General features: G+C 33.1%; 10 protein-coding genes. 8 read left to right on the forward strand and 2 right to left on the reverse strand.

Annotation, left to right across the window (positions count from 1 at the left end):
• The first annotated feature begins 160 nt into the window (after nucleotides 1–160).
• From ACSBO6_RS00685 to ACSBO6_RS00695, 3 genes are all read left to right on the forward strand, one after another.
• The gene (locus ACSBO6_RS00685) at nucleotides 161–1255 is read left to right on the forward strand and encodes a DUF5667 domain-containing protein (RefSeq protein ID WP_498843998.1); all 1095 of its coding nucleotides are present in this window, start codon (nucleotides 161–163) and stop codon (nucleotides 1253–1255) included.
• A gap of 182 nt (nucleotides 1256–1437) precedes the next feature.
• Complete coding sequence (sigI, locus tag ACSBO6_RS00690) at nucleotides 1438–2166, forward strand: RNA polymerase sigma-I factor (protein ID WP_498843999.1); 729 nt, start codon at nucleotides 1438–1440, stop codon at nucleotides 2164–2166.
• A 2-nt stretch (nucleotides 2167–2168) separates the two neighbouring features.
• A complete protein-coding gene (locus ACSBO6_RS00695; protein WP_498844000.1) occupies nucleotides 2169–3227 on the forward strand; it encodes an anti-sigma factor domain-containing protein in 1059 nt (352 codons plus the stop codon).
• A gap of 232 nt (nucleotides 3228–3459) precedes the next feature.
• Here ACSBO6_RS00695 and uvsE read toward each other — a convergent pair whose 3' ends face one another.
• Nucleotides 3460–4416 (reverse strand): UV DNA damage repair endonuclease UvsE, encoded by a 957-nt coding sequence (gene uvsE / locus ACSBO6_RS00700; protein WP_098845837.1) that lies wholly within the window; start codon nucleotides 4414–4416, stop codon nucleotides 3460–3462.
• Nucleotides 4417–4458: 42 nt separating this feature from the next.
• Nucleotides 4459–5652 carry a cardiolipin synthase gene (gene cls / locus ACSBO6_RS00705; protein ID WP_498844001.1) on the reverse strand — a complete coding sequence of 398 codons (1194 nt, stop codon included), beginning with the start codon at nucleotides 5650–5652 and terminating at the stop codon, nucleotides 4459–4461.
• A 213-nt stretch (nucleotides 5653–5865) separates the two neighbouring features.
• Between cls and ACSBO6_RS00710 the strand changes: the two genes are divergently transcribed.
• From ACSBO6_RS00710 to rpoE, 5 genes are all read left to right on the forward strand, one after another.
• Nucleotides 5866–7974, forward strand: a complete 2109-nt coding sequence (locus tag ACSBO6_RS00710; protein ID WP_498844002.1) for a (Fe-S)-binding protein — start codon at nucleotides 5866–5868, stop codon at nucleotides 7972–7974.
• 137 nt (nucleotides 7975–8111) lie between these two features.
• A complete protein-coding gene (locus ACSBO6_RS00715) occupies nucleotides 8112–9293 on the forward strand; it encodes an acetyl-CoA C-acetyltransferase (protein WP_098845840.1) in 1182 nt (393 codons plus the stop codon).
• A gap of 406 nt (nucleotides 9294–9699) precedes the next feature.
• Entirely contained in the window at nucleotides 9700–10830 is a 1131-nt protein-coding gene (locus tag ACSBO6_RS00720; RefSeq protein WP_098845842.1) for an acyl-CoA dehydrogenase, read from the forward strand.
• Between the two features lie 128 nt (nucleotides 10831–10958).
• Complete coding sequence (icmF, locus tag ACSBO6_RS00725; protein WP_098845843.1) at nucleotides 10959–14198, forward strand: fused isobutyryl-CoA mutase/GTPase IcmF; 3240 nt, start codon at nucleotides 10959–10961, stop codon at nucleotides 14196–14198.
• 247 nt (nucleotides 14199–14445) lie between these two features.
• Complete coding sequence (gene rpoE / locus ACSBO6_RS00730; protein WP_098845844.1) at nucleotides 14446–14994, forward strand: DNA-directed RNA polymerase subunit delta; 549 nt, start codon at nucleotides 14446–14448, stop codon at nucleotides 14992–14994.
• The last annotated feature ends 241 nt before the right edge of the window (nucleotides 14995–15235 follow it).

Here is a 15235-nt window from a genome sequence, read left to right on the forward strand (position 1 = left end):
TAGTTTGATAATAGATAAAAAAATGTCGGTAAATAGGGAAAGAAAACAAATTTCACCATTTTTTTATAAATTTCTTAAAACGACCCCCTAAAAAAAGAAATTCTCTGCGAATAGATATAGTGAGAATAAATAAGAAATTATTACTAAGGGGAAAAAACTCATGAAAAAGTTATTAGTACATACAACTGCAACAGCATTATTACTATCTCAGTTAGGTTTCTCAAGTTCAGTACTTGCTGCAGAAAATGAAACTGTTTCACCAACTGACACAAAAGAAGAAGCACCTGCATTAGTTAAAGGCGATTTCTTCTACTTTGTAAAAACAACTGTAGAAAAAATTCAACTATTACTAACAACAAATAAAGTTAAAGAAGCAGAACTTTTATCTAAATTTGCACAAGAGCGTATCCATGAAGCAAGAGAATTAATAAAAGAAGGCAAAGAAGATTTAGCAAAAGAAACAATAAAAGAAGCTTTAGGCAAGATTGAAGTTGCTCAAGGCCAACTTGACAGTAAACAACCAACTGCTACAGAACCAGCTGATGATTCAACTAAAGTAGAAAATGAAGAACAAGATAAAGCTAAAACAGAAAAAGAACATGTTGAAAAACATGACAAACAAAAATTAACAAAAGAGCAAAAAGAAATTGCCAAAGTTCAACACCATCTAAATAATAATTTACTTGTATTGGCAAATGTTTTAGATCAAGTTAAAAATCCAAAAGCAAAAGCTGCAATTGCTAAAAATATTGAAAAGAGCTTTAATAAAATTTCTGAAAGACTAGAGAAAGTCTTAAAGCATACAGAACAGGATTCACCAGTTTTAAAACCAGTTATTACAGTTCAATATCCTGATGCAACGGCAGAACAGTCAGCTACTCCAGAAGTTATTACAACAGTTACTAAAATTGAAGACGTAAATGATACAGAAGTTAAAAATGTTAATGAAGATGACCAAGGTGAAAATGATGACAAAGAAGCAGCTACTCATGTTGCTACAAAACCTGTAACAGTAGAGCATAAGGTAGGATATCAACATAAGTCAAAAGAAGTAAAACCAGTTAAAGTAAAAGTTGAAAAAGAAGAAAAACAGATAAAGTATGTAGTAAAGCATGAAAATGGTACAAACCATAGAAATCAAGGTGAACATGAAAAGCGTGGAAAACATAAGGGAAATGAAAAGCAAGAGTGGAAAAAAAATCATAACTCAAATAACCAAGGTGAAAACCATGGAAATGGACATGGTAAAAACTAATAAGTGATTATTTCCATTCACCTTTCAATAAAATCATATGGAACATTTCATAGGTTGAGATATGCTTAAGTTTAATGACTAAATTTAACTGGTGCCTCATACATTCATTTGATTATATAATGAGTGGAGGCGCCTTTAAGTTTAAACGGCTAAGCAATCCTCTTTTGAAAGGAGATCGGGTCTTGTTACTTACAATTTTTCAGACGCTTTATAAAAGAAGAGAAAAGATTGAAGAGATTGTATTAACAATACAACAATCTTCATCAAAAGAACTAGATGACTTTATAGTTCAATATACTCCTTTTATAAACAAAACTGTTTCTACTATTTGTGGAAGATATATATCTAATCAAGAAGATGAATTTAGTATTGGTTTAAATGCATTTCATGAAGCTATTAAACTATATTCATATAAAAAAGGTGCATCATTTCTATCTTTTGCTAAGTTGATCATAAAGCGAGAGTTAATTGATTTCTTTCGCAAGGAATCTAAATACCAATCATTGACTCTTGAACAAACTAACTCAGATGATATACATAAACAATATGATGACCATGTGTATAACTCTTATATAAAAAACTTTGATGAAATAAATCGTAAAGAGGAAATTATTCATTTCAGTGAGATGCTTAAACAATTTGGAATTTCATTAGAAACTTTAGTTGAGGTTTCACCTAAACACGAAGATACAAGAGAGCATATTTTTTCAGTTGTAGACCTTATTACATCTGATGAAGAAATGCTGACTTTTCTATATAAAAAGAAAAAATTACCGATGAATAAACTAGAAACGAAAGTTAATATTAGTCGAAAAACACTTGAAAAACATAGAAAATATATCATTGCCATGAGCATTATAAAGGTCAATGAGTATATGTATTTACAAAACTATTTGAAAAGGGGGAGCTGAAGATGAACAATGGTATTGTATTAAAAATTAATCGCTCATCCGTAGTTGTACTAACTGCGAACGGAGAGTATTTAAAATGTAAAAAGTTATTGTCATCCTATTCGATTGGTGAAGAAATTCAGTTCCCCAACAATGCAATTATTTTAAATAAAAAAGTGAAAATGAGTTTTCCTAAATTAATACCTGTCGTAATAGCTAGTGGATTAATTCTTTTTTCTTTTTTATTTGTAAATAAGAACAAGAATGAAGCGTTGGCCGCAGGAATGGTTACAATTGACACTAAGGCAAAAGTTTCATTAATATTGGACAAACAATTAAATGTTATTAAATTAAAAGGTCATAATGAACAAGGTAAAAAAGTAATCGACAAAATGGATAACTGGAAGAACGAGCCTATCCATTTGGTTATGGATGAATTAGTTGGTGAAATGGAGAAATCTAAGGTAATTGAACCAAATGAAAAAATCAATCTAAATGGTGAAATGAAAAAAGAATTTGAACATAAACAAAGTGAGTTAAATCATGAATTGAAGGATATTCAAGAAAGCCATAGTCATATAAAAAAACCAGAATCTAAGGAACTAAATCAGCCTAAGATTAAAACTCAAAATCAACATAAACAAGAAAAAAGTTCTATTTCTAATTCAACGAAAGTGACAAAAGGCGAAACTAATTACAATGACAAATCTAATTTAAAGTCACCTACAATCGCAAAAGAAAAAAATAATAATAAAGGTCATTCACAAGAAGTTCAGAACAATAGACATCAAGATGGGCAATGGGGACATAAGCAACCTTATTCGAATCATAGACATCAAGTGGAACACCATGAATCATCGAATCAAAATCAAAAGAAACAATACACCAACTATAAAAAGCATCAAGACGAAAAAAAAAATGACTATAATGATGACCGTAAATTAAGAAGAACTACTAATGAACAACGAAAATATATAAATAATAAAGAATGTTATAAGTGCAATACTCGTTATAAAACCAATGGAAATGAGAACAGACAAATTAATGGCTGGCAAAATAGCAGTAAAAAACGCTCAGATTAATAATCTGAGCATTTTTTGTCCAAATACCAATCTAAACTCATGAATGAATAAAAACCCAAGAAATGCAAAACAAAGTGATCTTGAAAGTCAGATTCATTAAACAGTTTTGTTAAAGCTAAAAGAAGCCCTCAAGATAAGTTAAACTTACTTAAGGGCTACATTAGTATATAGGAACTTCTTAAATGCTTTCCTAACCCCTTTATTTTCTCCTGAAAGGACTTCGGTCAGCATCTTAATTAACTTCGATCATACCACCACTTATTCGCTTATATCCCCTCAATTTAGACAGATCTTCCATTAATTGCAATAAAGCTAAATCCTTTTTTTTCGATTCAATCATTATATCGATATCATTTCCAATTGATCTAACAATGTCAAAAAAGGGCTTAATAAAATCAAGGTCAATTAAATCTGAATGCGCTCTAAACTCTTTATCAGATTTCGGGGATGAAATATGAATTTTAGGTTTCAAATTTGTATGTTCCCAAGTAGAGAATATAAGGGGTAATAATTTCTCTAACGGCTCTTCACATAAGTTTGCCATATGATGATGATAGTCAAATACGAGTGGAATTCCTTCGTTTTTACAAACCATAAGTGTCTCACTGGTATTATACGTTTTATCGTCATTTTCTAGGGTCATTTGTTTTTTTACATGAGTAGGGAGTTTCTTTATATTTTCATAAAAACGTTGAATTGCAAGCTCTTTATTTCCATACGCTCCTCCAATATGTATATTAATGACGCTTTGTTCTGAAATACCCATCGCTTCTAGAACGTTATAATGATACTCCATATCAATAACAGCATTATCAGTTATATGAGGTTTATCACTTGTAAAAAGCGTGAACTGGTTAGGATGAAAGCTAACTCTTAATTCATGCTTCTTAATAAAATCACCTAGTTCTTTAAATTGTTTTTGAAAAATATTAATATAATCAAATTCTACATCTGGATGAGTTGCCAAAGGTACCATTGATGAAGACATTCTATATAAGGGAATTTGTTGCCCTACATTATAATGAAGGGCCCTATATGTATTTTCAATATTTTGCGATGTAACATAAACTAATTTCTCTAAACGTTCGTCACGGTCAAGGGCTTTATAACGTGTAAAAGTAAGAGTTTTTGCAGGTGAACAATTATATAATGATAATGCATGAGATACATATCCAAATCGAATAATCATCGTTTGTTCACCTCTACATCGGTTTTTGTATTGTACAAAATATTACATTAATGGAGAAAGAAGCTTAGATAAAAGCTTGCGACATTTCCATAGGAATGTTGTATTTTTATAATGTCCAATAGGATATGATTTAGAGCATTCTAAGTCCTTTACGAAAATCTCTTTGATCTTCATTATGAAAGACTCATTTGAAAAAATACAACTCCATTCATCATTTATGCATAGACTTCTACGATCAAAGTTAACGGATCCTACATCACAGCAACAATCATCGATGAGTAATACTTTGGCATGAAAGAATCCTTTTTGATAATGAAAAACTTCTCCACCACCTTCTAAAATTAAAAGGAGATGTGGGAAACTTGCCTCTTTAACTAGTCTGTGATCTTCTTTTTCCGGGATCATTACGCATATGTGGACCCCTCGATTAAGAGCGGCAAGAAGTGCGTTCATCAGTTTTTTTGTTGGAATAAAATAAGGTGTACCAATATAAATATGTTTTTTCGCTTGATCTATTAGATCTTTATATAGGTTTTCGATACGTACAAAGTCCGACGAATAGAAGTGATGCTCGATTTTACCTTTTGTTAATTCATTATCTTCAATAAGTGTAAAGGATTCGCCGCCACTTCTAACCCAGTCGATTAAAAATTGAACGTGTAAATCCTTTACACCTTCACCAGTCATTCGGATATGATAATCTCTCCAATAACCTAATTCTTCATCAAAACCGATGTATTCTTTGCCAATGTTAAAACCACCAAAATAGCCGATTTTTTGATCTATTACTGTAATCTTTCGATGGTTACGGTGTTGAAATCGATAAATAGTATATGGAAATCCAGTCCGACGATTAAAAAATACTTCCACGCCATTTTCTTTTAGTTTTTTTATTCTTTTACGCTTAAGTCTAAAACTTCCGATCCAATCAACAAGCAAACGTACTTGTAATCCTTGTTGTGCTTTTCTTTCGAGTAGTGATAAAAATTTTTCGGATGTTTCATCGTTTCGGACAATATAAAAAAGCATAGAAATGCTACTTCTTGCTTCTGTAATATCGTCTAGAAGTTGCTTGTACAATTTATTACCATCCGTTATTAACATTGTTTCACTATATCTTTTTTTAAATGGACAAGTTTGATCATATTTATGAAATGCTTTATAACCAAAATAAAGATCTAAGACAGCAAGGAGTATAAGAAAAAGTAGAGCAATTAAGCAAATGCAAAGAATCATATAATTAAACTCCTTTACCTTTTACGTGTTGATAGTATGACCATATACATTGAAGAATATGAAAAAGAGCCAATTTAATATGAAAAAGTATTTGACTGAATAGTCATTCATAATATAATTAAATTATATATTTTCTGAATATTATTATGGTTATAAATTTTTAAACAGTAAGCGTTTTCTTTATAGCCGGTAAAATTGGGGGAGGAATACATCATGAATCATGCACTTTTGTATTTGAACGCACTAGGGTTTGTGGCAATTACAGTTTATGCAATTTATTTATTCATTTACCTGATTAAAACAAGAATTGCCTACATCAAATTAGGTAAAAAAGAAGAATTTGAAAGAAATTTGAAAGAACGCTTTCAAAAAATTTGGGTCAATGTTTTTGGACAAAAAAAGCTTTTGAAAGATAAGAAAAGTGGATTTATTCATTTGTTATTCTTTTATGGATTCATTTTAGTTCAAGCCGGAGCTTTAGACTTTATTTTAAGAGGTCTTATTCCTGAGGTACATTTACCACTTGGACCTTTATATGGTGCATTTACGTTTTTTGAAGAAATCGTTGCTTTATTAATATTGGTGGCAGTAGTTTGGGCCTTCCATAGACGATATATTGAAAAATTAGTTCGATTAAAAAGAGGTTGGAAAAGCGGTTTAGTTTTAATTTTCATTGGTTTACTAATGTTATCAACATTGTTTGGTAATGGTATGGGAATTATTTGGAGTGGAGAAGAAACGAGCTTCCACGAACCAATCGCATCTTTAATTGCGACAATTTTTAATGGTATTAGTGAACCTTTAGCCATTTCATTCTTTTATGTTGCTTGGTGGATTCACTTAATTACACTTTTAACGTTCTTAGTGTACGTGCCACAATCAAAGCACGCCCATTTACTTGCCGGTCCAGCAAACGTATATTTTAATCGTTTAACGAAGGCAGGAAAATTAGAAAAAATAGATTTTGAAGATGAAACACAAGAGACATTTGGCGTTGGAAAAATCAGCGACTTTCGTCAATCACAGTTAATTGACTTATATGCTTGTGTAGAATGTGGTCGTTGTACAAACGTCTGTCCGGCAACTGCAACTGGAAAAATGCTTTCACCAATGGATTTAATATTAAAACTTCGTGATCATTTAACTGAAACTGGAGCAGTTGTAACATCTCGTGCACCTTGGGTTCCAACTGTTGCATTTTCAAAAACAAAAGGAAATCAATTAGCATTTGCCTCCCAAGGAAATCAAGAAACAGCAGCAACATTGGAATATAGTCCAAGTTTAATTGGTGACGTAATTACTGAAGAAGAGATTTGGGCATGTACAACTTGTCGTAACTGTGAAGATCAATGTCCTGTAATGAATGAGCACGTTGAAAAAGTAATTGATTTACGACGTTATTTAGTTTTAACAGAAGGTAAGATGCAACCAGATGCTCAACGTGCAATGACAAATATTGAACGTCAAGGAAATCCATGGGGATTAAATCGTAAAGACCGTGAAAACTGGAGAGAACTTGATGAAAGCATTCATATCCCAACTGTAAAAGAAGCTAAAAAAGCAGGAGAAGAAATTGAGTACTTATTCTGGGTTGGTTCAATGGGTTCATATGATAATCGAAGCCAAAAAATCGCATTAGCTTTTGCAAAACTTATGAATGAAGCTGGAATTAAGTTTGCTATTTTAGGTAATAAGGAGAAAAATTCTGGTGACACACCTAGACGATTAGGTCAAGAATTCCTATTCCAAGAGTTAGCAAGTAATAATATAGCAGAAATAGAAAAAGCAGAAGTAAGTAAATTAGTAACAATTGATCCACATGCTTATAACACATTTAAAAATGAATATCCTGATTTTGGTTTGAAAATTGAAGTTTATCATCATACAGAATTATTAGCTCAATGGGTTAAAGAAGGTAAGTTGAAGCCAGTTCATGAAGTGAATGAAGTGATCACGTACCATGATTCATGTTATTTAGGGCGATACAATGAAGTTTACGAAGCTCCTAGGGATATTCTTCGTGCTATTCCTGGTGTCAAGCTTGTTGAAATGGAACGTAAACGTGAAACAGGTATGTGCTGTGGAGCGGGTGGAGGATTAATGTGGATGGAAGAGCATGTTGGAAACCGCATTAATGTGACACGTACTGAACAAGCACTTGCTGTCAGTCCAAATGTAATTGGAACAGGTTGTCCTTATTGCTTAACAATGCTATCAGATGGAACGAAAGCAAAAGAAGTAGAAGAAAGTGTTAAAACACTGGATATAGCAGAGCTGTTAGAGTTATCGATTTTTGGTGACAAACAAAGCCAAGCTTCGTAAAAGTTCTATAACTATACAATTTTCATAAATTAACAATGAAAGGTGTGCGACTTGTACACCTTTTAATTGGTGAATTGATGTTTATAGGATTTTTTTATAGAGGAGAAATAGATAAAAATTTTAAGGGGGAATAAGGGATGAGTAAAACAGTTATAGTAAGTGCAGTTCGTACACCATTAGGACGTTTTGGAGGAGCTTTAAAAGGCTTTAGTGCTGCCCAGTTAGGTGGTATCGCAATTAAAGAAACGTTGAGCCGTGTTAACCATCCGTTAGAATCAATTGATGATGTAATAATGGGAACTGTTTTACAAGCTGGACAAGGACAATTACCTTCAAGACAGGCGCTTCATAATGCGGGACTACCTTGGGAAACAAGATCAGAAACAATAAATAAAGTGTGTGCATCTGGTATGCGTAGTGTTATGCTTTCAGATTTATTGATTCGATCTGGCGAAAGTAAACGTATAGTTGCAGGTGGAATGGAATCCATGAGTAATACACCTTTTTATCAAACCTCTTTAAGATGGGGAAATAAAATGGGGAATACAGAGATAAAAGATGGGGTTCTATTGGATGGTTTAACTTGTTCATTTACTGGAGTTCATATGGGTACATATGGAAATGAAGTTGCTAAAATCGAAAACTTATCTCGTGAACAACAAGATGAGTGGGCACTTCGTAGTCATCAACTTGCGGTGGAATCGATTAAAACAGGTAAATTTAAAGATGAGATTGTAGCGATTGAGTCAGTTGATAAAAAAGGAGTCGTTACAAAAATTGAAGAAGATGAGTGTCCAAGGGTGGATACTACAATTGAAAAACTAGCAAAACTATCACCAGCGTTTGACCGTGACGGAACAATTACAGCTGGTAACGCACCTGGACTTAATGACGGAGCTGCAGCTCTTTTATTAATGAGCGAGGAAGAAGCAAAACTAAATGGTTACTTACCATTAGCTACAATTGTTGCAACAGAATCAATGGCTACAGAAGCAAAAGACTTCCCAAGAACTCCGGGATATGTTATTCAAAAATTATTACAAAAAACAAATAAAAAGATTTCAGATATTGATTTATTTGAAATTAACGAAGCATTTGCAGCAGTAGTATTAGCAAGTTCAAAAATTGCAGATATACCTTTAGAAAAAATTAATGTAAATGGTGGTGCAATCGCTCTAGGACATCCTATTGGAGCAAGTGGTGCAAGAATCATTGTTTCATTAATTCATGCTCTTAAAAACAGAGGTGGCGGCTTAGGAATTGCTGCAATCTGCAGCGGCGGTGGTCAAGGAGACGCAGTTTTAGTAGAGGTACGATAAGAGGGAAAAGCAAGAAATGCAGGTATGGGATGAGCAGGAAAGGTATGGAGGGGAATAGAGCCTTTCACCTAAGTACTGCCTCCCTTTTGCTGTTAATTTTTGCTTTTCTTTTTTTGTTTTTTGCCTATTATCTTGATCTTGTTTTTCCTTCCTTCTAGAATGAAAAATTTTTCTACAAAAAATAACAGGAATTTTCAGATTTTTGTCTAATATTATACGAAGTAGACTATCTTTTAGTCAAAGTAGAAATATTTTTGTTAACGCTTACAAAATTCGACAAAAACAACATGGCAGTGATAAGGGGGCAATTAAGTTAAAGGGAATAGGATATAGAATAATGATCTTTAATGAAACCCTTTATTTAATTGTGATCCTTGTCCTAGCAAAAAATCGGGGGAAATGATCTATGCAATTTCGTTTAAGTGAAGAACATGAAATGATTCGTAAAATGGTAAGAGATTTTGCTAGAAATGAGGTTGCTCCGTCTGCTGCTGAGCGTGATGAGCATGAAAAATTTGATCGTTCCATTTTTGATCAAATGGCTGAGTTGGGATTAACAGGTATTCCATTCCCAGAGGAATATGGCGGAATCGGTAGTGATTACTTAGCTTACGTTATCGCAGTTGAAGAACTTTCTAGAGTTTGCGCTTCAACAGGTGTAACTTTATCAGCACACACTTCATTAGCTAGTTGGCCGATATATAAATTTGGTACAGAAGAACAAAAACAAAAATTCTTAAAACCGTTAGCACAAGGAACAAAAATCGGTGCATATGGATTAACTGAACCAGGATCTGGATCAGATGCTGGTGGTATGAGAACGACTGCAAGAAAAGAAGGAAATGAATATATATTAAATGGTTCGAAAATATTTATTACGAACGGTGGAGAAGCGGAAATTTACGTTGTATTTGCGGTGACTGACCCTACTAATAAACACGGAGTTTCTGCGTTTATCGTTGAAAGTGATACGCCAGGTTTTTCAGTTGGTAAGAAAGAAAGTAAATTAGGTATTCGTTCATCACCAACAACTGAAATTATTTTTGAAGAATGCCGTATCCCAGCTGAAAATCTATTAGGAGAAGAAGGTAAAGGATTTAAAGTTGCGATGCAAACCCTTGATGGTGGTAGAAATGGAATCGCTGCTCAAGCAGTCGGGATTGCACAAGGTGCTTTAGATGCTTCAGTTGATTATGCTAAAGAGCGTGTTCAATTTGGCAAACCAATTATTGCTCAACAAGGTATCTCTTTTAAACTTGCGGAGATGGCAACTAGTATTGAAGCTTCTCGTCTATTAACTTATCAAGCTGCATGGTTGGAATCTAATGGACTTCCATATGGCAAGGAATCTGCAATGTCAAAATTATTTGCTGGAGATACTGCAATGAAAGTTACAACAGAAGCAGTACAAGTATTTGGTGGGTATGGATATACAAAAGATTATCCGGTAGAACGCTTTATGAGGGATGCTAAAATTACACAAATTTATGAAGGAACACAAGAAATTCAAAAACTAGTAATCTCAAGAATGCTGTAAAAATAAAATATTTTATGCTTCTTTTCGCATTAAGATGATTAGGAACGCTTGGTACAAGGGAAAATGGATTTCCTTTACCAAGTTTTCTTTTACAAAAAAGGCAATTATAATTTCGGGGGATGATTAGTATGGTAGAAAAGTATCAAGCTAAGCACAAGATTCGTTTCGTTACTGCATCAAGTTTATTTGATGGCCATGATGTTTCAATCAATATGATTAGAAGATTATTGCAAGAAAATGGTGTTGAAGTTATTCATTTAGGCCATAACCGATCTGTAGAAGAAATTATTAACGCAGCAATTCAAGAGGATGTACAAGGTATTTCAATTTCTTCCTACCAAGGTGGACATATGGAGTACTTTAAATATATGTACGATTTGCTTCAAGAAAGAGGCGCATCTCACATCAAGTTATTTGGTGGCGGTGGCGGCGTAATTCTGCCTAAAGAGCAAGAAGAGCTAGAAGCATACGGTATTACAAAAATCTATTCACCTGAAGATGGCCGTATAATGGGACTTCAAGGAATGATCAATCATATGCTACAAAGCACTGATTTTCTTCCACCTTTGAAGGACTTAGAAAACGTTCAAAAACTATCTGCTACAAATCATAAAGAAATTGCAAGATTTATTACTTTAGCTGAAAATAAAGGCTCTCTTGATTCAAGTCTAGAGTTGGCTGCAACATTAGAAAAAACAGAAACTACTAAAAGTGTAGTCATTGGTATGACAGGTACTGGTGGAGCGGGTAAGAGTTCATTAACGGATGAACTAGTACGCCGTTTTATTCAAGAGTTTCCAGAAAAAACAATTGGTATTGTTTCAATTGATCCAACAAAACGTAAAACAGGTGGAGCGCTATTAGGTGATCGTATTCGTATGAATTCAATTCACCATCCAAATGTGTATATGAGAAGTTTAGCTACTCGAGATAGTCAATCTGAGATCTCAAATGCATTAGAGGATGCTATTTCAATATTAAAATCAGCTGATTTTGATGTTATTTTTGTTGAGACAAGTGGTATAGGTCAAGGCGATGCTGCAATTACTAAATACAGTGATATTCATTTGTATGTTATGACAAGTGAATTTGGAGCACCTTCTCAATTAGAAAAAATTGATATGATTGACTTTGCAGATTTAATCGCAATTAATAAATTTGAACGTCAAGGTTCTGAAGATGCATTACGTCTTGTTCAAAAACAATATCAACGTAGTCGCCATCTTTTCCATGATGATCCAGCTACAATGCCTGTATACGGAACAATCGCTAGCCAATTCAACGATGCAGGAACTAATAATTTATTTTTAGCTTTAACAAAATCAATTGAAAAACACACTGCAAATGAGTGGAGTACGACATATATTAAGCCGGGTAATGTTGAGAAACAACATGTCATTATACCAAGTAATCGTCGTTTTTATTTAAGAGAAATCGCAGAAACTGTAAGAAACTATCACGAAAAAACTGAAGTTGAGGCTCAAAAAGCTTCAAAGCTTTATCAAATTGAAGGAACGCTTTCTGAAATAGAGTCACAAAATATTGAAGATGCAAAACATACATTAGTAGATTTAAAAAATAAATTTGAAGAATCTCTTGCTCCATCTACAAAACAAGCTCTAAATCATTTTAAATTGATTAAAGAAGCTTATTCAAAAGATCAACTAGTACAAAAAATTAGAGATAAAGAAATTAAAGTTGATTTAACTACTACAACTTTGTCAGGTACAAAAATACCAAAAGTATCTGTACCGACATACAGAGATTATGGAGATTTATTAAGATGGGTAGCGAAAGAAAACGTACCTGGATATTTCCCATTTACAGCCGGCGTGTTCCCATTCAAGCGTCAAGATGAAGATCCGAAGAGACAATTTGCTGGAGAGGGACCACCAAGCAGAACAAATAAACGATTCCACTATCTATGTGAGAATGATCCAGCTAAACGTTTAAGTACAGCATTTGATTCAGTAACTCTATACGGAGAAGACCCAGCAATTCGTCCTGATATTTTTGGGAAAATTGGTGAGAGTGGCGTAAATGTATGTACTTTAGATAATATGATTGAGCTTTACAAAGGCTTTGATTTATGTAGTCCACAAACATCTGTTTCTATGACAATTAATGGTCCAGCACCAATAATTTTAGCTATGTTCTTAAATACTGCTATTCATCAACAAGTTGAAAAAAGGGAAAAAGAATTAGGTAGAATTTTAACAGTTGAAGAATTCACTGAAATAAAGCGAGAAACTTTACAAAAAGTTCGTGGTACTGTTCAAGCAGATATTTTAAAAGAGGATCAAGGGCAAAATACATGTATTTTCTCAACAGAATTCGCTTTGAAAATGATGGGAGATATTCAACAGTATTTCATTGATAATAATGTTCGTAATTATTATTCAGTTTCAATTTCTGGATACCATATTGCAGAAGCTGGAGCAAATCCAATTTCACAACTAGCATTCACTTTATCGAATGGATTCACTTATGTTGAATATTATTTAAGTCGAGGTATGAAGATTGACGATTTTGCACATAATTTATCGTTCTTCTTTAGTAATGGACTTGATGCTGAGTACTCAGTAATAGGACGTGTAGCAAGAAGAATTTGGGCAGTTACGATGAAAGAAAAATATGGTGCATCTGAACGTAGCCAAAAACTTAAATACCATGTTCAAACATCAGGTCGTTCATTACATGCTCAAGAAATGGCATTTAATGATATTCGTACAACATTACAAGCGTTATTAGCTTTATATGATAACTGTAACTCACTTCATACAAATGCATATGATGAGGCTGTTACAACTCCTACTGAGGAATCTGTACGTCGTGCAATGGCGATTCAGCTTATTATTCAAAAAGAAAATGGCCTATCGAAAAATGAAAACCCAATTCAAGGATCATTTATCATTGAACAGCTAACAGACTTAGTAGAAGAAGCAGTTTTAAAAGAGTTTGAGAGAATCAGTGACCGTGGTGGCGTATTAGGTGCGATGGAGCTTCAATATCAACGTGGTAAAATTCAAGAAGAGTCACTTTATTATGAAACACTTAAACATAGTGGTGAACTTCCAATCATAGGAGTTAACTCTTACATCAATCCTAACGAACAAATGGAATCAATCAATACTATGGAAATCGCTAGATCAAGTTACGAAGAAAAACAATCACAAATTGATCATGTAGAACAATTCCAAGTGAAACACAAATCAGAAGCGCAAGTCGCTCTAGAACAATTAAAACAAGTTGCACGCCAAAACGGTAATTTATTCGAAGAGCTAATGAATACTGTTCGCGTTGCTAGTTTAGGACAAATCACGCAAGCATTATACGAGGTAGGCGGACAATACCGTAGAAATATGTAAAAAAGAATTGTGAAAGAAAAGAAAAGGACATATGGCTGAAGTTAGGTAGAATGGGCGTCTTTTAGACGCTCATTTTACTATTTTCGTGAAAAATTAATCTAATATTGAAAAATATAGACAAGGTGCTAGCATATTTAACTTAGTTTTGTTTATAATGAAAGATATGTATTTTATAACTAACAAGTAAAATTTATACATAATGTCATTAGATTATGGTGAAAATATTATTTTTAAAGGAGTGCTTACCTTGAGTCTAACGCAATACTCGGAAGAGCAATTAAAAGAATTATCGCTTATTGAATTAGCATATGAACTTTTTTCTGAAACAAAGGAACCTATTTCTTTTTATGATTTAGTAGACCAAATGGCAACAGTTTTAGGTGTAACTAGAGAGGCTCTATTAGAAAAACTTCCTCAATTTTATACAGAATTAAATATTGATGGCCGTTTCGTATGTCTAGGTGAAAACCGTTGGGGATTACGTGCTTGGTATCCATATGATCAAGCGGAAGAAGAAGTATTACCTGTTGCAAAACCTAAGAAGAAACGTAAACAATTAGAAGAAGATGATGAGTTCGAAGACTATGATCTATCTGAAGATGAAGATTTTGAAGAGGAAGAACTTGAATTAGACGAATTAGATGAAGATCTAGTTGAAGACGATGAAACTGATGAGTTTGATGACGAAGAAATCGATGAAGATGATGAAGATCTTGAATTAGATGATGAAGATCTTGAATTAGATGATGAAGAAGATGAAGAATTAGATGAATTTGAAGAGGAAGAAGAACTATAAGTTCTTGACTTTTAAGTACTGAATGAGTAGAATTCTTATTGGGCTCTTTAAAAAGAACGAAATATATTTTGACGCTCCCTATTTTAAATAGGGGGCGTCTTTGTTTTTTTACAAATACACAATGTAATAAAACAATAAAAAAACTGTTTGATTTAGATTCAATTGTTAAAAATTTGCATGAAAAAACCCAATTTTGGATGACAATAAAGCATGCATACAAAATATTATTAAATAATTTTTT

This window comes from Bacillus sp. AL-1R, assembly GCF_052180195.1.
Taxonomy (GTDB): Bacteria; Bacillota; Bacilli; order Bacillales; family Bacillaceae_G; genus Gottfriedia.